Consider the following 23,904-nt stretch of genomic DNA (forward strand, 5'->3'; position numbering starts at 1 on the left):
GGACCATGTCGGACCGCTACACCCCCACCCCCGAGGACAAGTTCACCTTCGGTCTGTGGACCGTGGGCTGGCAGGGCGCCGACCCGTTCGGCACCGCGACCCGGCCGGCCCTCGACCCCGTCGAGTCCGTGGAGCGCCTCGCCGCCCTCGGCGCGCACGGCGTGACCTTCCACGACGACGACCTCATCCCGTTCGGCTCCTCCGACGCCGAGCGCGAGGCGGCCGTCAAGCGGTTCCGCGCGGCCCTGGACCGCACCGGCATGAAGGTGCCGATGGCCACCACGAACCTGTTCGCGCACCCCGTCTTCAAGGACGGCGCCTTCACCGCGAACGACCGCGACGTCCGCCGCTACGCGCTGCGCAAGACCATCCGCAACATCGACCTCGCCGTCGAACTGGGCGCGACCGTCTACGTGGCCTGGGGCGGCCGGGAGGGCGCCGAGTCGGGCGCCGCCAAGGACGTCCGCGTCGCCCTCGACCGGATGAAGGAGGCGTTCGACCTGCTCGGCCAGTACGTCACCGAGCAGGGCTACTCCCTGCGCTTCGCCGTCGAGCCCAAGCCCAACGAGCCGCGCGGCGACATCCTGCTGCCCACCATCGGCCACGCCCTCGCCTTCATCGAGCGCCTGGAGCGCCCCGAACTCGTCGGCGTCAACCCGGAGACGGGTCACGAGCAGATGGCCGGCCTCAACTTCCCCCACGGCATCGCCCAGGCCCTGTGGGCGGGCAAGCTGTTCCACATCGACCTCAACGGCCAGTGCGGCATCAAGTACGACCAGGACCTCCGCTTCGGCGCCGGCGACCTCCGCCAGGCGTTCTGGCTGGTCGACCTGCTGGAGACGGCCGGGTACGAGGGCCCGCGCCACTTCGACTTCAAGCCGGTCCGCACGGACGGCGCGGACGGGGTGTGGGAGTCGGCGAAGAACTGCATGCGCAACTACCTGATCCTCAAGGAGCGCGCCGCGGCCTTCCGCGCCGACCCGGAGGTCCGCGAGGCCCTGCGAGCGTCCCGCCTCCACGAGCTGGCCCGCCCCACGGCCGAGGACGGCCTGGCGTCCCTCCTCGCGGACACCACCGCCTACGAGGAGTTCGACCCCGCGGCGGCGGCCGAGCGCTCCATGGCCTTCGAGCGCCTCGACCAGCTGGCCCTGGACCACCTGCTCGCCACCCGCTGACCCACGGCCCACCCGGGGCGGCGTCCCACGAGGGCGCCGCCCCGCGGGGTGCCCGTACGGCCCCGCGGGGTGCCCGTACGACCCCGCGGGGCGTCCGTACCGCGCCCGCGCCGGACCCCGCCGCCCTACGCCGCGCCCGCGCGCTCCGCGTACCCCGCCGGATCGGCGATCACGTCCCGCACGACCAGCGCGGCGGCCCCCCGCGCCGCGTCCCCCGAGGACGACGCCGCCCGCAGCCGCCCGCCCCCCGCGACCCACAGCCCGGACACCACCCGGCGCCCCAGCTCCGCGTCGACGGACGGCCCCAGCCAGGGCATCAGCCCCCGGTACACCCCGCCCAGCACCACCGCGTCCGGGTCCAGCAGGTTCACCGCCCCGGACAGGACCAGCCCCAGCATCCGCCCGGCCCGCTCCAGCGCCCCGGCCGCCCGCGCGTCACCGGCGGCGGCGCGGCGCTCCAGCTCGGCCACCCCGGGCCCGCCCGCGTCCCTCGCGATGCCCGCGCCCCGCAGCAGCGCGGCCTGCCCGGCGTACTGCTCCAGGCAGCCCCGCGACCCGCACCGGCACTCCGGGCCGTCCGCGTCCGCCACCACGTGCCCGATCTCCCCGGCGAAGCCGTGCGCCCCGCGCAGCAGTTCGCCGTCGACGACGAGGGCCCCGCCCACGCCGATCTCCCCGGACAGGTACAGGAAGCTCCGCGCCCGCTCCCCGGCGCCGCCGCCCTCGCCGAACCACAGCTCGGCCAGCGCCGCCGCGTTCGCCTCGTTGTCCGAGCCGACCGGCAGCGCCCGCAGCCCGGGCCGCAGCGCCCCGAGCGCCTCCCCGAACAGGTCCTGGGCCGCCACCCGGTTCCAGCCCAGGTTCGGCGCCTGCCGCACGGTGCCGCCGGACACGAGGCCCGGCAGGGCGAGCCGGACGCCCGCCGGACGCAGCTCCTGCTCGGCCGCCGACTCCAGCGTGCGGGCCGCGATCCGGGCCGCCCGCGCCAGCACCTCGCCGGGCGGTACGTCCCGGTTGTCCAGGTGTTCCGTGAGGCGTACCCGATCGGTTCCGGCCAGATCCACGACGCACACCGACACGTAGTCGATGTTGATCTCCACGCCGAGTCCGGCGGGGCCGGTCCGCGCCACCCGCAGCGCCGTCCCCGGCCGCCCCGCCAGCCCGCTGAACGTCTTGCCCGACTCGGCCAGGAAGCCCCCGGCCAGCAGCTGTTCGACCAGCGACGACACCGCCGCGCGGGTCAGTCCCACGCGCGCGGCCACCGCGGCCCGCGTGGCCTCGCCCTCGTCGTGCACGGCCCGCAGCACCAGGCTGAGGTTGTGCCGCCGCACGGTGGCCTTGTCGGCTTTGGGCTCCAGCGGATCCAGTGTGTTCTTCATCGCCTCTCGCAGCAGCCGCCCAACAGCAGAAAGACCCCAGGTGAACTGGGGTCTTCGCTGGTGTCCGAGGGGGGACTTGAACCCCCACGCCCGATAAAGGGCACTAGCACCTCAAGCTAGCGCGTCTGCCATTCCGCCACCCGGACAAGGTGTCTGTCTCGCGGCCCTGGGCCGTTCCGACGTGGAAAACCATAGCAAACATTCGGCGTGCTCGATCACGCCCCCGCCCCCGGTGCCGCCCTTGGGTCCGGGGCCCCGTCGGTAGCAGGATGGCGCCAGACCAGCCACACCGACAGCACGACGCGGAGAGGAACCAGCGTGAGCGAGTCGAATCCGGCCAGGACCGGTCCCGGAGCCAGCGCCGAGAGCGAGGTCGTCGACCTCTGCAGCGAGCTCATCCGTATCGACACCAGCAACTACGGCGACCACTCCGGCCCCGGCGAGCGCGGCGCCGCCGAGTACATCGCCGAGAAGCTCGCGGAGGTGGGGCTGGAGCCCCGGATCCTCGAGTCCCACAAGGGCCGCGCCTCGACGGTCGTCAGGATCGCGGGCGAGGACCCCTCGCGCCCGGCCCTGCTCATCCACGGCCACACCGACGTCGTCCCGGCCAACGCCGCCGACTGGACGTACGACCCGTTCTCCGGCGAGGTCGCCGACGGCTGCGTCTGGGGGCGCGGCGCGGTCGACATGAAGGACATGGACGCGATGACCCTCGCGGTCGTCCGCGACCGGATGCGCGCCGGCCGCAGGCCGCCCCGCGACATCGTCCTGGCGTTCCTCGCCGACGAGGAGGCCGGCGGCACCTACGGCGCCCGCTACCTCGTCGACAAGCACCCGGAGCTGTTCGAGGGCGTCACGGAGGCGATCGGCGAGGTCGGCGGCTTCTCTCTCACCGTGAACGAGAAGCTGCGCCTGTACCTCGTGGAGACGGCGCAGAAGGGCATGCACTGGATGCGCCTCACCGTCGAGGGCACCGCCGGGCACGGCTCCATGACCAACGACGACAACGCCATCACGGAGCTGTGCGAGGCCGTGGGCCGCCTCGGCCGCCACCAGTGGCCGATCAGGGTCACCAAGACCGTGCGGTCCTTCCTCGACGAGCTGTCCGACGCGCTCGGCACCCCGCTCGACCCGGACGACATGGACGGCACGCTCGAGAAGCTGGGCGGCATCGCCAAGATGGTCGGCGCCACGCTCCGCAACTCCGCGGCCCCCACGATGCTCGGGGCCGGCTACAAGGTGAACGTCATCCCCGGCCAGGCCACGGCCCACGTCGACGGAAGGTTCCTGCCGGGGTACGAGGAGGAGTTCCTCGCCGACCTCGACCGGCTGCTCGGCCCGCGGGTGAAGCGCGAGGACGTCCACGCCGACAGGGCGCTGGAGACCAGCTTCGACGGGGCCCTGGTGGACGCCATGCAGACGGCGCTGCGCGCCGAGGACCCGATCGCCCGCGCCGTGCCGTACATGCTCTCCGGCGGCACCGACGCCAAGTCCTTCGACGACCTCGGCATCCGCTGCTTCGGCTTCTCCCCGCTGCAGCTGCCGCCGGACCTGGACTTCGCCGGGATGTTCCACGGCGTGGACGAGCGGGTGCCGGTGGACGGGCTGAAGTTCGGCGTGCGGGTCCTGGACCGCTTCATCGACGCGAGCTGAAAGTCTGCTGAAACGACCCTCCAATAATCGACCAGATGTGCAGATCTGACCGGAACGGGTGAAGAGGGTCATCGGCTCGTAGCCCGCTTCCCTCCTCCTCGTTACAGGTGATGCGGTCCGCGGCTGGGACCGCATTGCCAACTAGGAGGAAAAATGATCAAGAAGATTGTCGCGACCGCGGCTGCTACCGGCGGTCTGGTGCTGGCCGGCGCGGGCATGGCCGTCGCCGACGCGGGCGCGGGTGCCGCGGCCGTGGGCTCCCCGGGTGTCCTCTCGGGCAACGTGGTGCAGGTTCCGGTCCACGTGCCGGTCAACGTCTGTGGCAACACGATCGACGTCATCGGGGTGCTGAACCCCGCCTTCGGCAACGTGTGCGTCAACGCCTGAGCTGTCGCCTGACGTTGAGTCTCGACTCCTAGGGGGGTCAGGGCCCGACCGGCCTCGGAGCGCGCGCCATGCGCTCCGAGGCCGGTGGGCATTCGGCCCCCGCGCGAGGTGCGCGGGGGCAATCGGAAGCCAAGAAGGCAGGAACAAGCTATGCGACAGGTCACGCGCAAGGGCCTGACCATTGTGGCGGCGGCGGGCAGCGTGCTCGCCCTCGGCGGCTACGCCCACGCGAGCACGGGCGCCGGGGCGGACGGTGCCGCGGTCAACTCGCCGGGGGTCGCGTCCGGCAACAACGTGCAGGCCCCGGTCAGCGTGCCGGTGAACGTGTGCGGCAACACCGTCGACGTCGTCGGCGCGCTCAACCCGACGTTCGGCAACAAGTGCGTCAACGAGTCCGGCGGCGCGCAGGCGAGCGGCTCGGCCGCGAACTCGCCGGGGGTCGCGTCCGGCAACAACGTGCAGGCCCCGGTCAGCGTGCCGGTGAACGCCTGCGGCAACAGCGTGAACGTGGGCGGCGCCCTGAACCCGTCGTTCGGGAACGCCTGCGCCAACGGCGCGACGCCGGGCAAGCCGGGGAACCCCGGAAACCCGGGGAACCCTGGCAACCCGGGCAACCCCGGGAACCCGGGCAACCCCGGCAACCCGGGAACCCCGGGGGAGCCCGGTAAGCCCGGTACCCCGGGAGAGCCCGGCAAGCCCGGCGCCCCGAGCACGCCGAGCAGCCCCGCGCCGCAGGACGACACCACCCCGCAGGGGGGCACCGGCCCGAAGAGCGACGACCAGCTCGCCGAGACCGGGGCCTCCGCGCTGGGGCTGCTGGCCCCGGCCGGCGCCGCCGCGCTCCTCGGCGGCACGATCCTCTACCGCCGCGCCCGCCAGGCCGCGTAAGCGCAGCGCATCCGGTCGTGCACGCGACGGAGCGGGCCCCGCGATCCCGCGGCGCCCGCTCCGTCCCGTTCCGTCACTCCCCGTCCCTCACCAGGTGGCGCGCACCTGACGGATGATGCGCCTCCGCAGCCGCACCCTGCGGCTCCCGTCCCGGTGCAGGCTGAGTCGGTCCAACTCCCAGTGCCCGTACTCGGCGTGGTCGGTCAGCAGCCGCGTCGCCTCCTTCCGGGAGACCCCCCGCGGCACGTACACATCGACAAATTCGTATTCCGGCATCGCATCTATTGTGCGGGCACGGCCCAGGTACGGATAGCGTCTGCGGTATGTCTGATGCTGCGCAGCCCACCGCTGCCGAGGTACGCGCCGCCGCCGAGGCGGTCAAAGCCGCACTGGACCGTCACCTGGCGGCGGTCGAGAACCGCACCGGTGACGACGACCCGGCGGTCTACGCCGCGTTCAACGACCTGGCCGCCGCGGCCGAGGCGTACGACGAGCGGCTCTACGACCGCTACGACGAGGTCACGCCCTTCGAGATCCCGGGCGTCGAGGACTCCCTGCCGCCGTACGCGGGACCGGCCCAGCCGAACGCGCTGAGCGTACTGATCCGCCGCGACTACGCCATGGCGGAACCCCAGCGGCTGCTCGCCCAGGCACAGCGCATCGCCGACGCCGAGGGCGACGACGAGGCGCCGAGGACGGCCGCCGCGGTCGGCTCCAGCGTCCACGCGGCGATCGGCGTGCTGTTCGGCGAGTACGAAGCGGACGAGATCGCCTCACGCCACAAGGAGTTCGGCCTCGAGGAAGGCGACTCCACGCTGTGGGTGGCGGCGGCCGACGAGCTGCCCGAACCGGGGGAGTGGCTCAGCACGCCCTTCGACCAGACCGACCCGAGCCGCGTCATCTGCCGCTTCGACGTGAGCGCCGTCTTCGACGAGGACGAGCTCTACGAGGAGGACCCGACCGGCAGGACCCACGAACTGCCCTGACCCGACCCGCCGCGCCCACCCCACCGGGGCGGGCGCGGCGCACGCGGCCCCGCTACCTCCCCACCGGCTCCCCGACGGCCTCCAGCAGGCCCCGCAGCCGCGTCACCCGCTCCTGGTCCGGCACCTCGGCGACGGCCCGCGCCAGCGCCTGGTCCACGCCGTGGACCACCGACAGGTGCCGCTCGCCCCGGCTGAACGCCGTGTACACCCACGCCCGGCTCAGACCGCCCACCGCGTCCCCGGGCAGCACCACGACCGCCGCGGGCCAGCGCATCCCGGCCGCCTGGTGCGCGGTCAGCGCCCAGCCGTGCCGCACCGCCGACTCCACCCGGTCCTTCGGCACGACCACCCGCTCCGGCCGGCCCTCGCAGTGCAGGTGCAGCCCCTCCGCGTCCGCCGACACGACCCTGCCCTGCAGGGTGCGGCCCGGCGCCTCGGCGTACGCCACCCGGTCGCCCGGGTCGAAACCGCCGAAACGGCCGGGCCCCGGGTTCAGCCGCTGCTTCAGCGCCGCGTTCAGCGCCCGCGTCCCCGCCGAGCCGCCGTGGCCCACCGTGATCACCTGGGTCTGCTCCACCGGCACGCCCAGCGCCCTCGGCACCGAGTCCGCGACCAGCTGCACCGCCCGGTGCACGGCCTCGCCCGCGTCCCGCACCGGGACGATCACGACCTCCCGGCCCGGCGCGTCCACCTGGAGCAGCTCGCCCACGCCGACTGCGGACACGAGCTCCCCGATCGGCCCCGGATCCGGCGTGCGGGACACGACCTGCGGGCACACCCGCGCCGCCAGCAGGTCCCCGAAGACCCGGCCCGCGCCCGCCGACGGCAGCACGTGCGGATCGCCGCTCAGCACCAGCCGGCAGCCGTCCGGTACGGACTCCACCAGCGTCGCCGCCGCCTCCACGTCCAGCTGCGGCGCGTCCAGCACCACCAGCAGGTCGAGGGCGAACGCCCCCTCCTCGTCCCGGCCCGGACCGTCCGCGCCCGACAGCAGCGCCGCCACCGTGACGGCCCCCACCTCGGGGCCGAGCCCGCGCCGGCCGTTCTCGCTGTGCACCGCCACGGCCGCGCGCAGCCCGAGGTCGCGCGCCGCCCGCGCCAGGGCGACCGGTTCGGCGCGCGCCGCCTCACCGCCCGTGTGCGCCACCAGGCCCTGCGCGGCGACCGCCCGGGCCAGCTCCGGCGGGGCGGCCCGCGCCCAGCGCGGGTCGGGGCCGGAGCGGGCCAGCCGGGCCAGGCCGTCCGCGAGGCTCTCCTCGGCCAGGGCGTACCGGTCCAGCCCCAGCAGCACCGGTGACTTCCCGGCCCCCGCCTCGGCGTCCGGCTCCGGCTCCTCCCCGTCCGGCTCCTCGTCCTCCTCGTCGCGGAAGTCCAGGACGGCCCCCTCCGCCACGGCGTGCCGCACGGCCTCCTCCGGGTCCGGTACGGACCGCTCCGCGAGCGCCGCCCGCACGGCCGTCTCCTCCAGCGCCGTGTGCCCCCGCAGCGCGGCGTGCTCCAGCAGCCAGCCCACCAGGGCGTCCGTCCGCCGCGGATCCCCGGGCCCGCACTCCGCGCCGAGCAGCGCCCGCGCGAAGCCGTCCGCCTGCTCCGGCCGTACACCCGGCACGGCCAGGAGCCGCCACGGGTCCTCGCGCAGCAGCTCGCCGGCCGCCTCCCCGAGCACTTCCGCGGCCCGTACCGCCAGCGCCTCGGGGGCACCGCCCTCGACCAGCACGGCCCGCGCGGCCGCCACGGCCTGCGGCGCCACCACGCGCGGCCCGGCCGGCACGGGCTGCCCGGTCCGCGGCCGCGGCGGCGCGGCCGGCGGGGGAGCGCTTCGGTCCGGCGCCGCCACCGGGGCGGGGGAGTCCTCGAACGCGGCGGGCGGCTTCCCCCCGCTCTCCACGGCCCGTACCGCCGCCAGCAGGTCGGCGGCCCGTCCGCTCAGCTTGGTGCCGCTCGCGATCGGCTCGGCGCGCTCGGCCTTGCGCCGCTCGATCCGCTCCCGCAGCTCCCGCTGGGCCGCCAGCTCGGCCGCCGCCTCGGAGACCTCCGCCCCGGTGCCCTCCGCGCCGGTGCCCTCCGCGCCGGGTTCGCCCCCGTCCGGCTTCCCGTCCGCCCCCGGTTCCGTACCCTCCGCCCCGTCCGTGTCCGGGGCCCCTTCCCCCTCCGCGTGCACGTCCGCCTCCGCGTCCGGGGTCGTTTCCCCCTCCGCGCCGGCGTCCGTGCTCGCCTCCGTCTCCGCCTCCGGCGCGTCGGCGTCCGGCGCCGCTCCGGCGGTGGGCACGGGGCCTGCGGTCTCCCGCTCCGGCCGGGCGGGCGCGGCGGGGGCGGTCTCGGCGGCCGGGGAGTCGGGGTTCTCCCCCCGGGGGTGCGCGGTCACAGCGTGCTCCAGTCCTGGTCGGGGTAGCGGTGCACGGGCGCCGACACGTCGTCCAGCGCCCGTCGGATCTCGTCAGGAAGACTAAGGCTCTCCACTGACAGCGCCGCCGTGAGCTGCCGCGCCGTCCGCGCGCCCACCACCGGCGCCGTCACTCCCGGCCGGTCCCGCACCCAGGCCAGGGCGACCTGGAGCGGCGTCACCGCCAGGCCGTCCGCCGCCGTCGTCACGGCGTCCACGATGCGCCGAGCCGACTCGTCCAGGTACGGCTCCACGAACGGCGCCATGTGGTCCGACGCGCCCCGCGAGCCGGCCGGGACGCCGCTCCGGTACTTGCCGGTCAGCACGCCCCGGCCCAGCGGCGACGACGGCAGCAGGCCCACGCCCAGGTCCCGCGCGGCGGGCAGCACCTCCCGCTCCACACCGCGCTGGAGCAGCGAGTACTCCATCTGCGTCCCGGCCAGCCGCGCCCGCGTGCCCGGCGCGGACAGCTGCCACGTCGCCGCCTTCGCCAGCTGCCAGCCGCAGAAGTTGGCCACGCCCACGTACCGGGCCCGGCCGCTGGTCACCGCTATGTCGAGGGCCTGGAGCGTCTCCTCCAGCGGCGTCCACGGATCGTAGGCGTGCACCTGCCACAGGTCCACGTAGTCCGTGCCCAGCCGCTCCAGCGAAGCGTCCAGGGCGGCCAGCAGGTGGCCGCGCGAGCCGTCGAAGCGCCGCTCCGGGTCCGGGTCGGGCACGCTCCCGGCCTTCGTGGAGAGGACCAGGTCGCGCCGCGGCACCAGCCGCTCCGCCAACTGCCCCAGCAGGTACTCGGCCTCCCCGCCGCCGTACACGTCCGCCGTGTCGACGAGGGTCCCGCCGGCCTCCCAGAACGCCTTCAACTGCTCGGCCGCCTCGTGCTCGTCCGTGTCCCGCCCCCACGTGAGGGTGCCCAGCCCGATCCGGGACACGCGCAGGCCGGTGCTGCCGAGATGCCTCTGCTCCATGGCCGCGAGATTACTGGCCGGAAGCGCAGGCCAGGACACCCTGTGGACAACGCGCCCGACAGGCCCACTGCCCGGACGGCCGCCCGCGCGCTAGAGTCCGCACACCACACACGTTACTGATCAGTAAAAGGGGATCGGCATGCGGCTCGGCATCAACCTCGGCTACTGGGGGGCGGGCATGGACGGCGACAACCTCGCCGTCGCCCAGGAGGCGGACCGCCTCGGCTACGACGTGTGCTGGGCCGCCGAGGCGTACGGCTCCGACGCGCCCACCGTCCTGTCCTGGGTCGCCGCCCAGACCGAGAACATCGACGTCGGCTCCGCGATCATGCAGATCCCGGCGCGCCAGCCGGCCATGACCGCCATGACGGCCGCCACCCTCGACTCGCTGTCGGGCGGCCGGTTCCGCCTCGGCCTCGGCGTGTCGGGCCCGCAGGTGTCCGAGGGCTGGTACGGCGTCACCTTCGACAAGCCGCTCGCCCGCACCCGCGAGTACGTCGAGATCGTCCGCAAGGCCATGGCGCGCGAGCGCCTCACCTACGACGGCGCGCACTGGACCCTGCCGCTGCCCGGCGGCCCCGGCAAGCCGATCAAGCTGACCGTCCACCCGCAGCGCGAGCACATCCCGCTCTACATCGCCGCCATCGGCCCCAGGAACCTCGAACAGACCGGCGAGATCGCCGACGGCGCCCTGCTGATCTTCCCCTCCGCCGCCCACCTGGAGGAAACGGCCCTGCGCCACCTCCGCGCCGGGCGCGAGAAGGCCGGACTGACCATGGACGGCTTCGACGTCTGCCCCACCGTCCCGCTCGCCGTCGGCGACGACGTCGACGCCCTCGCGGACATGTTCCGCCCCTACACCGCCCTGTACGTCGGCGGCATGGGCAGCCGCAGGCAGAACTTCTACAACCGGCTCGCCCAGCGCATGGGGTACGAGCGGGAGGCCGCCGAGATCCAGGACAGGTACCTCTCCGGGGACAAGGACGGCGCCGCGGCCGCCGTGCCGCACCGCCTGATCGACGACACGACGCTGCTCGGCCCCGTCGAGCGGATCGCGGACCGGATGCAGGCGTACGCGGCGGCCGGCGTCACCACCCTCACGCTCGCCCCCGCCGGCTTCACGCTCGACGAGCGGATCGCCGCCCTGCGCGCCGGCACCCGGGCGCTGGAGCGCGCCGGCCTCGTCGACTGACCGCTTCCGCGGCCACCGGACAGGTCTGCGGCCGTGGTGGGGGCTCGGGGTCATCCCCGCCACGGCCGTCACGCAGCACAACGCGCCACCCGCCCGTCGGTTACGCACGGCGGCGGACGGGCCCATCCGCTGCTCCGTTCGGCGCAGCGACGGCGCGCGGTGTTGCCTCCCCTCCCGCACGGCACTTGACTCGTGCCGACACGTGGAGGTGACAGCGATGCTCTCGGCCCGCAGTCTGTTCCAGGAGATCGTCGACGACGACGAGGCCTACCGGCTGTTCTGCTCGATCGCGGCCGGCGGCGAGACGCAGGGAGGCTGGGAGAACGGCCGGATCGCCGCCCTGGTCCCCGCGTCCCTGAGCGACCTCGCACCCAAGATCGCCCGGCACGGCGCCGACGAGGACAAGCACGGCCGCATCTTCCACGCGCTGCTGAGGAAGCGCGGGCTCGGCCCGGTGCCCGTCCCGCCGGAGACCGACTACACGATGCTCCTCGAACGCTCCGGCATCGGCCTCGCCCACGACCGGCTGCGCCGCGACGAGCCGCTCACCGAGCACGACGTCGTCGTCTACCTCTCGCACAGCCGCGTCACCGAGCAGCGCGCCGCCGACCAGATGGCCCAGCTCGTCCGGCACTTCGGCGACCACCCGGAGCTGGGCAAGGCCGTCCGGATGATCGGCGACGACGAGGACGGTCACCTCGCGTACTGCCACGAGGAACTGCTGCGGCTGGCCCGCGCCGGGCACGGCCGCGCCATCCAGCGCACCCTGCGCGAGTGCGCCCTCACGGAGATCGCCGTCCACCGCGACGTGAGCCTCGCCGTCGTGGACCACATGGGCCGCCTCCTGGGGTGGCCGCGCGCCAAGGCGGCCGTCCTCGCGGCGGGCGTCCGCGCCCGGTACGCGTACGAGCGGGCCGGCGGCTGGCGGCGCATGGTCACCCTCTCCCCGCCCGAGCGCCGCAACGCCCTCGGCGGCCCCGCCGAGACCGCGCCCGCCCTCTGACCCGCCGCCCGCCCGGCCCGCCGCGGCCCGGCCGCACCCCGGCGGCCCGGCGCCCCGGCCGTGCCCCGCGCCCGGTCACCGCGGGCGGGGCGTCACAGCCAGCCGCGCCGTTTGAACAGCCGGTACAGGCCGACCACCGCGACCGCCATCAGCCCCACCACCGCCGGGTACCCCCACACCCACCGCAGCTCCGGCATGTGCGTGAAGTTCATCCCGTACACGCCCGCGACCATCGTCGGGACCGCCGCCATCGCCGCCCAGGCGGAGATCTTCCGCATGTCGTCGTTCTGGCGCACGCCCATCTGCGCCAGGTGCGCGGACAGGATGTCCGACAGGAGCCGGTCCAGCGCCTCCACCTGTTCCCCGGCCCGGGTCAGGTGGTCGCTGACGTCCCGGAAGAACGGCCGCGCGTCCTCGGCCACGTACGGCACGCCCGCCCCGGCCAGCCGCTCCATCGGCCCGCCCAGCGGGCCCGTCGCGCGCCGGAACTCCAGCACCTGCCGCTTGAACTGGTAGATCCGCGACGCCGTGTTCTTCGCGTCGCCCCCCGCCGGCTGGAAGACCTCCGCCTCCAGCTCCTCCAGGTCCAGCTGGAGCTCGCGGGCGACCTCCACGTAGTGGTCGACGACGGCGTCGCTCACCGAGTACAGCACCGACGTCGGGCCCTGCCGCAGCATGTCCGGCTCCGCCTCCAGCCGCCGCCGCACCTCCGCCAGCGGGGACCCCTCGCCGTGCCGCACCGTCACCACGAACGAGTCGCCCATGAACACCATCAGCTCGCCCGTGGAGACCGTGTCGCCCTCCGGCTCGTACATCACCGGTTTCAGGACCAGGAACAGCGAGTCGTCGTACACCTCCAGCTTCGGCCGCTGGTGCGCCTTCAGGGCGTCCTCCACGGCCAGCGGGTGCAGCCCGAACTCGGCTGACACCCGGTCGAACTCCTCGGCGGTCGGCTCGTGCAACCCGATCCACACGAACGCGTCGACCGAGTCGCGCGCCTCCTCCAAGGCGACGACGATGTCGGAGGGGCCCTGGCGGCGGCGCCCGTCCCGGTAGATGGCACAGTCCACGATCACGGCGCGTATTCTTCCCCGGTCCGCCGCCCCCACGCCTGCCCCCCGGCCCTACCCTTGCCGTCATGGCGACGTTGATCCTCGTACGGCACGGCAGGTCCACCGCGAACACCGCCGGCGTCCTGGCCGGCCGCACCCCCGGTGTCACCCTCGACGAGCGCGGCGCCGCCCAGGCCGCCGCCCTGCCCGGGCGGCTCGCCGAGGTGCCGCTCGCCCTGGCCGTCAGCAGCCCCCTCCAGCGCTGCCGCGAGACCCTCGCCCCCCTCCTCGCCGCCCGCCCCGGCCTGACCCTCCACACCGAGGAGCGGATCAACGAGTGCGACTACGGCGACTGGTCCGGCCGCAAGCTGGCCGAGCTCGCCGACGAGCCGCTCATGGACGTCGTCCAGCACCACCCGTCCGCCGCCGCCTTCCCCGGCGGCGAGTCCATGCGCGCCATGCAGGCCCGCGCCGTCGACGCCGTGCGGGACTGGGACGCGCGCGTGGCGGCCGACCACGGCGACGACGCCGCGTACGTGATGTGCTCGCACGGCGACATCATCAAGGCGCTCGTCGCGGACGCCCTCGGCCTGCACCTCGACCTCTTCCAGCGCGTCCACGTCGACCCGTGCTCCGTCACCGCGATCCGCTACACCCGCACCCGGCCCTTCCTCGTCCGCCTCGGCGACACCGGCGACTTCGGCGGCCTCGCCCCCCGCGACGGCGACGGGGGCGCGACCGCGCAGGTCGGCGGCGGCGCGGGCGCACCGTGATCGCTTCGCACAGTAGGGTGGATGCGCTGCCGAGGCGGCCGTAGCGTCGTACTCACGAACGAGATCAAGGGAGAGGGAACGTGTCCCGTCAGGTGTTCCTCTATGACCCGCCGGAGCGCTTCGTGGCCGGTACGGTCGGGCTGCCTGGCCGCCGTACGTTCTTCCTCCAGGCCTCCGCCGGCGGCCGGGTCACCAGCGTCGCCCTGGAGAAGACCCAGGTCGCGGCGCTCGCCGAGCGCATGGACGAGCTCCTGGACGAGGTCGTGCGCCGCACCGGGGGAAACGCCCCGGTCCCGGCCGTCGTCCCCGCCGACGTCGCCGACACCGCGCCGCTCGACACCCCCGTCGAGGAGGAGTTCCGCGTCGGCACCATGGCGCTCGCCTGGGACGGCGAGGAGCAGCGGCTCGTCGTCGAGGCGCAGGCCCTCGTCGAACTCGACGTGGACTCCGAGGAGGACCTCGCCGAGGCGGAGGAGCGCCTCCTCCAGGACGAGGAGAACGGCCCCCCGATGCTCCGCGTCCGGCTCACCGGCGCCCAGGCGCGGGCCTTCGCCAAGCGCGCCCTCGACGTCGTGAACGCCGGCCGCCCGCCGTGCCCCCTGTGCAGCCTGCCGCTCGACCCGGAAGGACACGTATGTCCGCGCCAGAACGGATACCGCCGCGGGGCCTGACGGCGACCGCCGACGTACTGGAGCTGCTCGCCGAGGGCGAGCTGACCGTACGCGGCCAGGTCCGCGAGGCGTCCAACGCGGTGCTGCTCTGCTCCGCCGCGTACGGGGGCGCCGAGATCGACTGCGTGTACAAGCCCGTCGCGGGCGAGCGGCCCCTGTGGGACTTCCCCGACGGGACGCTCGCGCAGCGGGAGGCCGCCGCGTACGCCGTCTCCGACGCGACCGGCTGGGGCCTGGTCCCGCCGACCGTCCTGCGCGACGGCCCGTACGGGCCGGGCACGGTCCAGCAGTGGATCGACGCCGACCCGTCGGCACCGCCGCTGCTCTCCCTGGTGGAGGGGGACGAGCCCGGCGAGGGGTGGCGGGCGGTGGGCCACGCCGACGTGGGCGGGGGCCGCACGGCGCTGCTGGTCCACGCCGACGACCCGCGGCTGCGGCGGCTCGCCGTGCTCGACGCCGTGATCAACAACGGGGACCGCAAGGGCGGCCACCTGCTCCCGGCCGCCGACGGCCGGCTCTACGCCATCGACCACGGCGTCACCTTCCACGTCGACGACCGGCTGCGGACGCTGTTCTGGGGCTGGGCGGGGGAGCCCCTGCCCGAGGAGGCGCCGGCCGTCCTGGCCCGCCTCGACGCGGAGCTGGCGTCCGGCGCCCCGCTCGCCACCCGTCTGGAGCAGCTGATCACCCCGGCCGAGCTGGACGCCCTCCGCTCCCGCGTCACGGCCCTGCACACCACGTCCCGCCACCCCGAGCCGTCCGGCACCTGGCCCCCCATACCCTGGCCGCCCGTCTGACCGGGCCGGGGGCCGGACAGCACATCGCGGGGGTGGGCGCAAGAGCGCGTAACCGGTCATGAACCTGCATCCGGTTCGTATCCGGAACACCCGTCCGGTTACGCTCGATGCATGCATGCCTGGCCCGCTTCTGAGGTCCCCGCCCTGCCCGGCAAGGGCCGCGACCTCCGGATCCACGACACCGCGACCGGCGGACGAGTGACCCTCGACCCCGGCCCCGTCGCCCGTATCTACGTCTGCGGCATCACGCCGTACGACGCGACCCACATGGGTCACGCGGCGACCTACAACGCGTTCGACCTCGTTCAGCGCGTGTGGCTCGACACCAAGCGGCAGGTCCACTACGTGCAGAACGTGACGGACATCGACGACCCCCTCCTGGAGCGCGCCGCCCGCGACGGCATCGACTGGACCGGACTCGCCGAGCGCGAGACGACCCTCTTCCGCGAGGACATGACGGCCTTGCGGATGCTGCCGCCGCAGCACTACATCGGCGCCGTCGAGGCGATACCCGGCATCGTCCCGCTCATCGAACGGCTGCGCGACATGGGCGCCGCCTACGAGCTGGACGGCGACGTCTACTTCTCCGTCGAGTCCGACCGCCACTTCGGCGAGGTCTCCCACTACGACGCCGACGTCATGCGGGCCCTGTCCGCCGAGCGCGGCGGCGACCCCGACCGCCCCGGGAAGAAGAACCCGCTCGACCCGCTGCTGTGGCTGGCCGCCCGGGACGGCGAGCCCAGCTGGGACGGCGCCTCCCTCGGCCCGGGCCGGCCCGGCTGGCACATCGAGTGCGTCGCCATCGCGCTCGACCACCTCGGCATGGGCTTCGACGTCCAGGGCGGCGGCTCCGACCTGATCTTCCCGCACCACGAGATGGGCGCCTCCCACGCCCACGCGCTGACCGGCGAGTTCCCCTTCGCCAAGGCGTACGTGCACGCCGGGATGGTCGCCCTGCACGGCGAGAAGATGTCGAAGTCCAAGGGCAACCTGGTCTTCGTCTCCGCGCTGCGCCGCCAGGGCGTCGACCCGGCCGCGATCCGCCTCACCCTGCTCGCCCACCACTACCGGGCCGACTGGGAGTGGACCGACCGGGTCCTCGACGACGCCGTCGAGCGGCTCGGCCGCTGGCGCGCCGCCGTGTCCCGCCCCGACGGCCCCTCCGCGGACCGGCTGGTCGAGGAGATCCGCGAGGCGCTCGCCGACGACCTCGACACGCCGGCGGCGCTCGCCGCCGTCGACCGTTGGGCCGAGCTCCAGCACACCGAGGGCGGCACGGACGAGGGCGCGCCCGGCCTCGTCTCCCGCGCCGTCGACGCCCTGATGGGCGTGGCGCTCTGACACGCGGCGCCCCGACGGGTGCGGTGCTCTGACACGCGGCGCCCGACGGGTGCGGCGCTGCGAGCCCTTCCGACCGGTGGCCGGCCGCCCCGGGGACACGGCGTCCCCGGGGCGGCCGGCGGCTATCCGGAGGGCCCGCCACCTCCTGTGCCGCACGGGGGGCGTGTGATGGGGTGTGGCTGATCGGTACGACCGACCTCCACACCGTTCGAAAGGACGCCCCATGCCCCGTTCCTTCGCACGCAGGCACCTCCTCGGTGCGGTGGCCGCCCTCGGTGGGGCCGCGGCGCTCGCCCCGCTCGCCGGCCCCGCGCACGCCGCCGCCGGCACGGCGGCCACCGGACCCGCCGACGGCGCCTGGCCCGCCGGCTTCCCCCTCCCGGACGGTTTCCGGCCCGAGGGCATCACCATCGGCCGCGCCCCGTACGCCCACCTCGGCTCCCTCGCCAACGGCGACGTGTACCGGGCGGCGCTGGCCACCGGCCGTGGCGGGGTCGTCGTCCGGGGCGGCGGCGCCGACCACCCCACGGTCGGACTCAAGATCGACCGGTGGGGGCGGCTGCTGTTCCTGTGCGGCGGCATGAGCCGGGAGATCCGCGTGGCCGACGCCCGCTCCGGCGCGTACGTGCGGACGTTCACCGTCGGCTCGGACGGCACCATGGTCAACGACGTGGTCCTCACGCGGGACGCCGCCTGGTTCACCGACTCCTACCGGCCGCAGCTGTACCGGCTGCCCCTCGACCGGTACGGCGCGCCGGGCGACGCGGTGGCGACCGTCCCGCTGTCGGGGGAGTGGGTGCAGGGCGGCGACTTCACCGCCAACGGCATCGCCCGCACCCCGGACGGCCGGGCCCTGCTGGTGGTGAACACGGTCGTCGACGGCGGCTCCCTCATGCGGGTCGACCCGCGCATCGGCGCCGCCCGCCGCGTGCCGCTGGGCGACCTGCGCATCCCGCGCGGCGACGGCCTGCTGCTGCTCGGCAGGGACCTGTACGTCGTCCAGCAGACGCTCGAACAGGTGGACGTGGTCCGCCTCGACGACGCCGGCACGCGGGGCACGCCCGTCGCCCGGATCACCGACCCGCGCTTCCGCATCCCGACGACGGCCGCCGCCTGGGGCGACCGGATCTACCTGCCGAACGCCCGCTTCGACGTGGAGCCGACACCGCAGACCGCGTACGACGTCGTCGCCGTACGGCGGGTCTGAACCGGCGGCCGGGCGCACGGCGACCCGGGGGACGCACGGCGGCGGGGCGGCACCGGCGCACCGGTACCGCCCCGCCCTCGGGTCCTACTCCGCCGAGTCCTCGCGCCCGCCGTCCCCGGAGCCGTCCCCCGGGCCACCGTCCGAGCCGCCGTCCGATCGGCCGCCCTTCCCGTCCCGGCCCTCGTCCCGGTCGTCCGCCCGGTCCTCGGCCCCGCGCCTGGGGGGCTTGGACGGGCGGGTGCGGCCGCCGGACGGGTCGCGCAGGTACGATCCGTCGCCGCCCTCCGCGGCGTGGCCACCCGCACCGGGCAGGCCCGCCTGCCCCGCGCCGGGGACGCCCGGCCCGGCCGTGGGGCCCGGGCCCGGACCGCCGTCCCGCCGCCGCAGGTACCGCTCGAACTCGCGGGCGATGGCCTCGCCCGACGCCTCGGGCAGCTCGGCCGTGTCCCGCGCCTCCTCCAGCGTCTGGACGTACTCGGCCACCTCGCTGTCCTCGGAGGCCAGTTGGTCCACGCCGAGCTGCCAGGCCCGGGCGTCCTCGGCGAGTTCGCCGAGCGGGATGCGCAGGTCGATCAGGTCCTCGAGCCGGTTGAGCAGGGCCAGTGTGGCCTTGGGGTTCGGCGGCTGCGACACGTAGTGCGGCACCGCCGCCCACAGGCTGACGGCCGGGACGCCCGCGTGCGTGCACGCCTCCTGGAGGATGCCGACGATGCCCGTCGGCCCCTCGTACCGGGTCTCCTCCAGCTCCATCCGGCGCGCCAGGTCCGGGTCGGACGTGACGCCGCTGACCGGGACCGGCCGCGTGTGCGGGGTGTCGCCGAGCAGCGCGCCGAGGATCACGACCATCTCCACGCCCAGCTCGTGGGCGAAGCCCAGCAGCTCGTTGCAGAACGAGCGCCAGCGCATCGACGGCTCTATGCCGCGCACCAGCACCAGGTCGCGCGGCTTCTCACCGCCCACGCGGACCACGGACAGCCGGGTGGTGGGCCAGGTGATCCTCCGCACCCCGCCGTCCAGCCACACCGTGGGCCGGTTGACCTGGAAGTCGTAGTAGTCCTCGGCGTCGAGCGCCGCGAACACCTCGCCCTTCCACTCCCGCTCCAGGTGCGCGACCGCGGTGGAGGCGGCGTCGCCGGCGTCGTTCCAGCCCTCGAACGCGGCCACCATGACCGGGTCGATCAGCTCGGGAACCCCCTCGAGCTCGATCACCCAGGCCTCCTTCCGAAGTTCCGTGCGTACGAACCAACCTTACGGCGTTCGGGACCCCTGTCCGCAGCCACTTGCACACGTCCGGGTGCTGTACCGGCCTCCCACGACTACCCTCATCAGCCCCCCGGAACACCCCTGATTCATCCGAGGTCAGCACGGCTTTTCCCGGCGTGAGGGGTGGACGGCCCGATCATCTGTCGCTATACATCGGATGACTGGTCAGAGATCCGATGACACGAGGGCAGGTACCGCACGCATGGCCCACCCGGCGCACCCCCCGGACGCCCGCCCCACCGTCACCGCGGTCGAGGTGCACGACGTCCGCTTCCCCACCTCCGATCACCTCGACGGCTCCGACGCCATGAACCCCGACCCCGACTACTCCGCCGCCTACGTCGTCCTGCGCACGGACCGCGGACCGGACGGCCACGGCTTCGCGTTCACCATCGGCCGCGGCAACGACGTCACCGCCGCCGCCATCGGGGCCCTGCGCCCGCACCTCCTCGGCCGCCCCGCGCCCCGCACCGCCGCCGACCTCGCGGCCCTGCACCGGGACCTCACCCACGACTCGCAGCTGCGCTGGCTCGGCCCCGAGAAGGGCGTCGTCCACATGGCCGCCGGGGCCGTCGTCAACGCCGCCTGGGACCTGGCCGCGACCGCCGCCGGGCTGCCCGTCTGGGAGTTCCTCTCCCGCATGAGCCCCGAGGAGCTCGTCTCCCTCGTCGACTTCCGCCACCTCACCGACGCCCTCACCCCCGACGAGGCCCTCGCCCTCCTGCGCGCCGCCGAACCCGGCCGCGCCGCACGCGCCGCCCGCCTGCGCGCCGAGGGCTACCCCGCCTACACGACCTCACCCGGCTGGCTCGGCCGCGACGACGCGACCCTCGTCCGCCTCGCCCGGCAGGCCGTCGCGGACGGGTTCGGCCAGATCAAGCTGAAGGTCGGCGCCGACCCCGGCGACGACGTGCGCCGCCTGGCCCTGGCCCGCGCCGCCGTCGGCCCCGGCGTCCGCATCGCCCTCGACGCCAACCAGCGCTGGGACGTCCCCGAAGCGCTGCGGCGCCTCGCGGAACTCGCCCCGTACGACCCGTACTGGATCGAGGAGCCCACCAGCCCCGACGACGTCCTCGGCCACGCCGCCGTCCGCGCCGGGCAGCCCGTCCCCGTCGCCACCGGCGAACACGGCGCCAACCGCGTCCTGTTCAAGCAGCTCCTCCAGGCCGGCGCCGTCGACTTCGTCCAGATCGACGCCGCCCGCGTCGCCGGCGTCAACGACAACGTCGCCGTCCTGCTCCTCGCCGCCAAGTACGGCGTGCCCGTCTGCCCGCACGCCGGGGGAGTGGGACTGTGCGAACTGGTCCAGCACCTCGCCATGTTCGACTACGTCGCCGTGTCCGGGACCCTGGAGAACCGGGTCGTCGAGTACGTCGACCACCTCCACGAGCACTTCACCCACCCGGTCGCCGTCCGCGCCGGCCGGTACGCCGCCCCCACCGCGCCCGGCTTCTCCGCCCGGATGCGGCCCGAATCGCTCGCCGCCCACCGCTACCCGGACGGACCGGTCTGGCAGGACAGGAAGGACACCCGCCGTGCGTGACCTCGACGGAACGAACGCGCTCGTCACCGGGGGCGCCTCCGGCATCGGAGCCGCCGTCGCCCGGGAACTCCTCGGCCGCGGCGCCCGCGTCGCCGTCCTGGACCGGGACACCTCGGGCGCGCCCGGCGGGACGCTCGCCCTCACCGCCGACGTGACCTCCGACGCCGGCGTACGGGACGCGGTCGCCGCCGCCGTCGCCGAGTTCGGCTCCCTGCACACCGTCGTCGGCAACGCCGGGACCGGCGCGGTCGGCACCGTCGAGGACCAGACGGACGAGGAGTGGCACCGCGTCCTCGACGTCAACCTCATGGGCCTCGTCCGCACCGCCCGGCACACCCTGCCCCATCTGCGGCGCGCCGCCGCCGACCGCCCCGGCGCGGTGTCGGTCACCCACACCTGCTCCGTCGCCGCCACCGCCGGGCTGCCGCAGCGCGCCCTCTACTCGGCCTCCAAGGGCGCCGTGCTCTCGCTGACCCTCGCCATGGCCGCCGACCACGTCCGCGACGGGATCCGCGTCAACTGCGTCAACCCCGGCACCGCCGACACGCCCTGGGTCGCCCGGCTCCTCGACCGCGCCCCCGACCCGGCCGCCGAACGCGCCGTCCTCGAGGCCCGCCAGCCCCTGGGCCGGCTGGTCACCGCCGAGGAGGTCGCCGCCGCCGTCGCCTACCTGGCGAGCCCCGCCGCCGCGTCCGTCACCGGCACCGCGCTGGCCGTCGACGGCGGCATGCAGGGCCTGCGGCCGCGTCCCGCCCCCTGACCGCGGCGTCCCGCCCCCGCCGCGCCCGGCCGAACGGCACCGCCCGGCCGGGCGGGCGCGGGCGTCTCAGAGGGCCGCCCGCAGCCACTGCTCGACGCTCGCGACGTGCACCGTCGCCCACGACCGGGCCGCCTCGGCGTCCCGGTCCCGCAGCGCGGCCAGGATCGCCCGGTGCTCGTACAGCGTGCGGCCCACGGCGTCCTCCTGGGTGAGACCGCGCCAGACCCGGGCCCGCGTCGTCGGCCCGGCCAGGCCGTCCAGCAGCGAGCACAGCACGGTGTTGCCCGACGCGCCCGCGATCCGCCGGTGGAAGTCCAGGTCCGCGGCGACCAGGTCGTCCACGGCCGGCTCGGCGCCCAGCGCGTCCAACGCCGAATCCAGCGCGTCCAGTTCGGCGGCGCCGATCCGGTGCGCGGCCATCGCGGTCGCCGCCGGTTCCAGGATGCGGCGCACCGCCAGGAACTCCAGCACCGTGTCGTCGCGGTGGAAGTCCACGACGAAGCTCAGCGCCTCCAGCAGCAGCTGCGGGTCCAGGCTCGTCACGTACGTGCCGTCGCCCTGCCGCACGTCGAGGATGCGGATCAGCGACAGCGCCCGCACCGCCTCGCGCAGCGAGTTCCGCGACAGGCCCAGCCGGGCGGCGAGTTCGCTCTCCTTGGGCAGCCGGTCACCGGGGCGCAGCGCACCGGAGACGATCATCTCCTTGATCTTCTCGATCGCCTCGTCGGTCACGGCCATGGTGTCCCCCGCTGCCTCTCAGACATCCGATGGGTGAGCTGTGCGAGCCTACAAGGAGGGCGGCCCCCGCAGGAGCCGCCCTCACAGCCGACCGGAAGCCGCCCCCGGCCGGAGCCGGAAGCCGGGAGGTCAGGGCTTCTCGGCCAGCACGTCCTCGACCCGGCCGCGGATCTCGTCCGTGGCCAGACCGCGGATCGTCAGGGTCGTACGACGGCGCAGCACGTCGTCCGCCGTCTCGGCCCACTCGTGGTCGCGCGCGTAGGCGACCTGCGCCCAGATCTCCGGGGCGTCCGGGTGTATGCGCTCGGCCAGCGCCGGGTTCTCGTACGCCATGCGCGCGATGTCGAACGCCAGCGAGCCGTAGTGCGTCGCCAGGTGGCGGGCGGTGTCGGCGGCCATGCGCGGGCCGGGCGTCCCGCCGTCGACGAGCAGCCGGTGCGCGACCGCGTTCGGGTTGGCGATGCCGGGCAGCGGGAGCTTCTTGGGCAGGCGGGCGATCGGCTCCATGTCGTCGGCGAGCGGCCGCCCGGGCAGCGCGGCCAGCTTGTTCATGACCGTGCGGCCGATGTGGCGGAACGTCGTCCACTTGCCGCCGGCGACCGAGAGCATCCCGCCGCGGCCCTCGGTGACGACCGTCTCGCGCTTGGCCTTCGAGGTGTCGCCGGGGCCGCCGGGCAGCACCCGCAGACCGGCGAACGCGTAGGTGATCAGGTCGCGGTCCAGCTGCTGGTCGCGGATGGAGAAGGCGGCCTCGTCCAGGATCTGGGCGGTGTCCTTCTCGGTGACCGCGACGTCCGCCGGGTCGCCCTCGTACTCCTCGTCGGTGGTGCCGAGGAGCAGCATGTCCTCCCAGGGGAGGGCGAAGGTGATGCGGTACTTGTCGATCGGCGTGGCGAGCGCGGCCTTCCACGGCGAGGTCCGCTTCAGGACGAGGTGCGCGCCCTTCGACAGGCGGATGGACGGGGCCGCGTTCGGGTCCTCCATCCGGCGCAGGTGGTCGACCCACGGGCCGGTCGCGTTGAGCACGAGCCGGGCGTCGACGCCGAACTCGCTGCCGTCGAGCCGGTCGACCAGGTCGGCGCCGGTGACGCGGCCCTGGGTGAACCGCAGGCCGGTGACGGCGGCGTGGTTGAGGACGGTGGCGCCCGCCTCGACGGCCGCGCGGACCGTCATGAGCGCCATCCGGGCGTCGTTCATCTGGTCGTCGCCGTAGACCGCGACGGCCTTCAGGCCGTCGGTGCGCAGCTCCGGCACGTCCTGCGCGGCCTTCGCGGGGCTGAGCAGGTGGCCGACGCCGTCGCCGAACGCGGAGAGCGCCGAGTACGCGAAGACGCCCGCGCCGAGCTTCGCCGCGCCGTGCGGCCCGCCCTTGTACACCGGGAGGTAGAAGGTGAGCGGGTTCGCCAGGTGCGGGGCGACCTGCCGGGAGACCGCACGGCGCTCGAAGTGGTTCTCCGCGACCAGCTTCACCGCACCGGTCTGCAGGTAGCGCAGACCGCCGTGGAGCAGCTTGGAGGAGGCGGAGGAGGTGGCGCCGGCGAAGTCGCCGGCGTCCACCAGGGCCACCCGCAGCCCGGACTGGGCGGCGTGCCAGGCGGTGGAGATCCCGAGGATGCCGCCGCCGACGACCAGGAGGTCGTAGGTCGCCTTGGACAGCAGCTCCCGGGTCTCGGCGCGGCTCGGCAGGGAACCGGCAGCCGGATGCGTCCCGAGGGCGGGGACGCTCTGCAGGGTGGTCATGTCGA

Annotated in this window: 22 protein-coding genes and 1 tRNA gene; 14 read left to right on the plus strand and 9 right to left on the minus strand. The window is 74.9% G+C overall.

Annotation, left to right across the window (positions count from 1 at the left end):
* Window positions 1–5 precede the first annotated feature (5 nt).
* Complete coding sequence (gene xylA / locus IE106_RS23210) at window positions 6–1,175, plus strand: xylose isomerase (RefSeq protein WP_189537121.1); 1,170 nt, start codon at window positions 6–8, stop codon at window positions 1,173–1,175.
* A 125-nt stretch (window positions 1,176–1,300) separates the two neighbouring features.
* Here xylA and IE106_RS23215 read toward each other — a convergent pair whose 3' ends face one another.
* Both IE106_RS23215 and IE106_RS23220 read right to left on the minus strand, forming a co-directional pair.
* Complete coding sequence (locus IE106_RS23215) at window positions 1,301–2,554, minus strand: ROK family protein (RefSeq protein WP_189537122.1); 1,254 nt, start codon at window positions 2,552–2,554, stop codon at window positions 1,301–1,303.
* Between the two features lie 58 nt (window positions 2,555–2,612).
* Window positions 2,613–2,700, minus strand: a tRNA-Leu gene (locus IE106_RS23220).
* Window positions 2,701–2,872: 172 nt separating this feature from the next.
* Here IE106_RS23220 and IE106_RS23225 point away from each other — a divergent pair.
* From IE106_RS23225 to IE106_RS30870, 3 genes are all read left to right on the plus strand, one after another.
* Complete coding sequence (locus IE106_RS23225) at window positions 2,873–4,207, plus strand: M20/M25/M40 family metallo-hydrolase (protein ID WP_189537123.1); 1,335 nt, start codon at window positions 2,873–2,875, stop codon at window positions 4,205–4,207.
* Window positions 4,208–4,360: 153 nt separating this feature from the next.
* Entirely contained in the window at window positions 4,361–4,594 is a 234-nt protein-coding gene (gene chpH, locus IE106_RS23230) for a chaplin ChpH (RefSeq protein ID WP_189537124.1), read from the plus strand.
* A gap of 150 nt (window positions 4,595–4,744) precedes the next feature.
* On the plus strand, window positions 4,745–5,482 hold the full coding sequence (locus tag IE106_RS30870) for a chaplin (protein ID WP_189537125.1): 738 nt from the start codon (window positions 4,745–4,747) through the stop codon (window positions 5,480–5,482).
* Between the two features lie 87 nt (window positions 5,483–5,569).
* On the opposite strand, the gene IE106_RS23240 is transcribed toward IE106_RS30870, so the two are convergent.
* Entirely contained in the window at window positions 5,570–5,758 is a 189-nt protein-coding gene (locus IE106_RS23240; RefSeq protein ID WP_005319466.1) for a DUF5703 family protein, read from the minus strand.
* Window positions 5,759–5,805: 47 nt separating this feature from the next.
* Here IE106_RS23240 and IE106_RS23245 point away from each other — a divergent pair, with 47 nt between their 5' ends.
* Window positions 5,806–6,468, plus strand: coding sequence for a hypothetical protein (locus IE106_RS23245; protein ID WP_189537126.1), 663 nt, complete (start codon window positions 5,806–5,808; stop codon window positions 6,466–6,468).
* A gap of 52 nt (window positions 6,469–6,520) precedes the next feature.
* On the opposite strand, the gene IE106_RS23250 is transcribed toward IE106_RS23245, so the two are convergent.
* Both IE106_RS23250 and IE106_RS23255 read right to left on the minus strand, forming a co-directional pair.
* Window positions 6,521–8,833, minus strand: coding sequence for an ATP-dependent DNA helicase (locus IE106_RS23250; protein WP_189537127.1), 2,313 nt, complete (start codon window positions 8,831–8,833; stop codon window positions 6,521–6,523).
* Window positions 8,830–9,819: an aldo/keto reductase gene (locus IE106_RS23255; protein WP_189537128.1), complete on the minus strand. Its 990-nt coding sequence runs from the start codon at window positions 9,817–9,819 to the stop codon at window positions 8,830–8,832. The genes IE106_RS23250 and IE106_RS23255 overlap by 4 nt, the downstream gene beginning before the upstream one ends.
* A 139-nt stretch (window positions 9,820–9,958) precedes the next feature.
* Between IE106_RS23255 and IE106_RS23260 the strand changes: the two genes are divergently transcribed.
* Window positions 9,959–11,011 carry an LLM class F420-dependent oxidoreductase gene (locus tag IE106_RS23260; RefSeq protein WP_189537129.1) on the plus strand — a complete coding sequence of 351 codons (1,053 nt, stop codon included), beginning with the start codon at window positions 9,959–9,961 and terminating at the stop codon, window positions 11,009–11,011.
* Window positions 11,012–11,228: 217 nt separating this feature from the next.
* Entirely contained in the window at window positions 11,229–12,014 is a 786-nt protein-coding gene (locus IE106_RS23265) for a ferritin-like domain-containing protein (RefSeq protein WP_189537130.1), read from the plus strand.
* A 92-nt stretch (window positions 12,015–12,106) separates the two neighbouring features.
* On the opposite strand, the gene corA is transcribed toward IE106_RS23265, so the two are convergent.
* Window positions 12,107–13,099 (minus strand): magnesium/cobalt transporter CorA, encoded by a 993-nt coding sequence (gene corA / locus IE106_RS23270; protein WP_189537261.1) that lies wholly within the window; start codon window positions 13,097–13,099, stop codon window positions 12,107–12,109.
* A gap of 53 nt (window positions 13,100–13,152) precedes the next feature.
* On the opposite strand from corA, the gene IE106_RS23275 reads away from it, so the two are divergent.
* From IE106_RS23275 to IE106_RS23295, 5 genes are all read left to right on the plus strand, one after another.
* Entirely contained in the window at window positions 13,153–13,839 is a 687-nt protein-coding gene (locus IE106_RS23275; protein ID WP_189537131.1) for a histidine phosphatase family protein, read from the plus strand.
* 80 nt (window positions 13,840–13,919) lie between these two features.
* Window positions 13,920–14,510, plus strand: a complete 591-nt coding sequence (locus tag IE106_RS23280; protein WP_189537132.1) for a DUF3090 domain-containing protein — start codon at window positions 13,920–13,922, stop codon at window positions 14,508–14,510.
* Window positions 14,474–15,307, plus strand: coding sequence for an SCO1664 family protein (locus IE106_RS23285; RefSeq protein WP_189537133.1), 834 nt, complete (start codon window positions 14,474–14,476; stop codon window positions 15,305–15,307). The genes IE106_RS23280 and IE106_RS23285 overlap by 37 nt, the downstream gene beginning before the upstream one ends.
* Window positions 15,308–15,418: 111 nt before the next feature.
* Window positions 15,419–16,648 carry a cysteine--1-D-myo-inosityl 2-amino-2-deoxy-alpha-D-glucopyranoside ligase gene (gene mshC / locus IE106_RS23290; protein WP_189537134.1) on the plus strand — a complete coding sequence of 410 codons (1,230 nt, stop codon included), beginning with the start codon at window positions 15,419–15,421 and terminating at the stop codon, window positions 16,646–16,648.
* Between the two features lie 223 nt (window positions 16,649–16,871).
* Window positions 16,872–17,855 (plus strand): SMP-30/gluconolactonase/LRE family protein, encoded by a 984-nt coding sequence (locus IE106_RS23295; RefSeq protein ID WP_189537135.1) that lies wholly within the window; start codon window positions 16,872–16,874, stop codon window positions 17,853–17,855.
* Between the two features lie 84 nt (window positions 17,856–17,939).
* Here the strand turns inward: IE106_RS23295 and IE106_RS23300 are convergent, their stop codons facing one another.
* Window positions 17,940–19,064, minus strand: coding sequence for a PAC2 family protein (locus tag IE106_RS23300; protein ID WP_189537136.1), 1,125 nt, complete (start codon window positions 19,062–19,064; stop codon window positions 17,940–17,942).
* Window positions 19,065–19,320: 256 nt separating this feature from the next.
* On the opposite strand from IE106_RS23300, the gene IE106_RS23305 reads away from it, so the two are divergent.
* The gene (locus tag IE106_RS23305) at window positions 19,321–20,661 is read left to right on the plus strand and encodes an enolase C-terminal domain-like protein (protein ID WP_189537137.1); all 1,341 of its coding nucleotides are present in this window, start codon (window positions 19,321–19,323) and stop codon (window positions 20,659–20,661) included.
* Window positions 20,654–21,421 carry an SDR family NAD(P)-dependent oxidoreductase gene (locus IE106_RS23310; protein ID WP_189537138.1) on the plus strand — a complete coding sequence of 256 codons (768 nt, stop codon included), beginning with the start codon at window positions 20,654–20,656 and terminating at the stop codon, window positions 21,419–21,421. The genes IE106_RS23305 and IE106_RS23310 overlap by 8 nt, the downstream gene beginning before the upstream one ends.
* A gap of 66 nt (window positions 21,422–21,487) precedes the next feature.
* Here the strand turns inward: IE106_RS23310 and IE106_RS23315 are convergent, their stop codons facing one another.
* Window positions 21,488–22,159 (minus strand): FadR/GntR family transcriptional regulator, encoded by a 672-nt coding sequence (locus IE106_RS23315; RefSeq protein ID WP_189537139.1) that lies wholly within the window; start codon window positions 22,157–22,159, stop codon window positions 21,488–21,490.
* 129 nt (window positions 22,160–22,288) lie between these two features.
* Window positions 22,289–23,899 carry a glycerol-3-phosphate dehydrogenase/oxidase gene (locus tag IE106_RS23320; RefSeq protein WP_189537140.1) on the minus strand — a complete coding sequence of 537 codons (1,611 nt, stop codon included), beginning with the start codon at window positions 23,897–23,899 and terminating at the stop codon, window positions 22,289–22,291.
* Between the last annotated feature and the right edge of the window lie 5 nt (window positions 23,900–23,904).

Origin of the sequence: Streptomyces roseolilacinus, from assembly GCF_014649335.1 — a bacterium.
In the GTDB taxonomy this organism is placed as follows: Bacteria; Actinomycetota; Actinomycetes; order Streptomycetales; family Streptomycetaceae; genus Streptomyces; species Streptomyces roseolilacinus.

Coding starts and splice junctions, on each gene's coding strand:
- IE106_RS23265 (WP_189537130.1), top strand. CDS start 11,229: ATGCTCTCGGCCCGCAGTCTGTTCCAGGAGATCGTCGACGACGACGAG.
- IE106_RS30870 (WP_189537125.1), top strand. CDS start 4,745: ATGCGACAGGTCACGCGCAAGGGCCTGACCATTGTGGCGGCGGCGGGC.
- IE106_RS23315 (WP_189537139.1), bottom strand. CDS start 22,159: ATGGCCGTGACCGACGAGGCGATCGAGAAGATCAAGGAGATGATCGTC.
- IE106_RS23275 (WP_189537131.1), top strand. CDS start 13,153: ATGGCGACGTTGATCCTCGTACGGCACGGCAGGTCCACCGCGAACACC.
- IE106_RS23305 (WP_189537137.1), top strand. CDS start 19,321: ATGGCCCACCCGGCGCACCCCCCGGACGCCCGCCCCACCGTCACCGCG.
- IE106_RS23260 (WP_189537129.1), top strand. CDS start 9,959: ATGCGGCTCGGCATCAACCTCGGCTACTGGGGGGCGGGCATGGACGGC.
- mshC (WP_189537134.1), top strand. CDS start 15,419: ATGCATGCCTGGCCCGCTTCTGAGGTCCCCGCCCTGCCCGGCAAGGGC.
- xylA (WP_189537121.1), top strand. CDS start 6: ATGTCGGACCGCTACACCCCCACCCCCGAGGACAAGTTCACCTTCGGT.
- IE106_RS23285 (WP_189537133.1), top strand. CDS start 14,474: ATGTCCGCGCCAGAACGGATACCGCCGCGGGGCCTGACGGCGACCGCC.
- IE106_RS23245 (WP_189537126.1), top strand. CDS start 5,806: ATGTCTGATGCTGCGCAGCCCACCGCTGCCGAGGTACGCGCCGCCGCC.
- IE106_RS23215 (WP_189537122.1), bottom strand. CDS start 2,554: ATGAAGAACACACTGGATCCGCTGGAGCCCAAAGCCGACAAGGCCACC.
- chpH (WP_189537124.1), top strand. CDS start 4,361: ATGATCAAGAAGATTGTCGCGACCGCGGCTGCTACCGGCGGTCTGGTG.
- IE106_RS23320 (WP_189537140.1), bottom strand. CDS start 23,899: ATGACCACCCTGCAGAGCGTCCCCGCCCTCGGGACGCATCCGGCTGCC.
- IE106_RS23255 (WP_189537128.1), bottom strand. CDS start 9,819: ATGGAGCAGAGGCATCTCGGCAGCACCGGCCTGCGCGTGTCCCGGATC.
- IE106_RS23295 (WP_189537135.1), top strand. CDS start 16,872: ATGCCCCGTTCCTTCGCACGCAGGCACCTCCTCGGTGCGGTGGCCGCC.
- IE106_RS23240 (WP_005319466.1), bottom strand. CDS start 5,758: ATGCCGGAATACGAATTTGTCGATGTGTACGTGCCGCGGGGGGTCTCC.